This is a genomic window from Pseudomonas sp. 2822-15 (assembly GCF_002742515.1).
GTDB classification, from domain to species: domain Bacteria; phylum Pseudomonadota; class Gammaproteobacteria; order Pseudomonadales; family Pseudomonadaceae; genus Aquipseudomonas; species Aquipseudomonas salomonii.
Window position 1 is genome coordinate 1 of record NZ_LJRY01000433.1, and the last position, 234, is coordinate 234.

The following is a 234-nucleotide window of genomic DNA, read 5'->3' on the forward strand; positions in this document are numbered from 1 at the left end:
CTTCTTGAAAATGGCGGAGGAAAAACAGTTCTGATCCAAACAGCATTACAAGCAATATTACCTCATGTAGATTTAGCAGACAGGAAAATAAAGGATACCTTGTCTCTAGAAAATTCTCCGGCCCACATTGCTATCGAGTGGATCGTCAATGATAATCCACGTCAATATGTAGTGACAGCTGTGACCTTATTTTTGACAAAGCATGGTCTAGATTCTGTCCGCTATGTATATGAA

1 protein-coding gene is annotated in these 234 nt (G+C 39.3%); it reads left to right on the top strand.

The features are described from left to right. Window positions 1–234 (top strand): hypothetical protein (locus tag AOA59_RS33000; protein ID WP_143522881.1); only part of this gene is annotated, 234 nt, incomplete at both ends.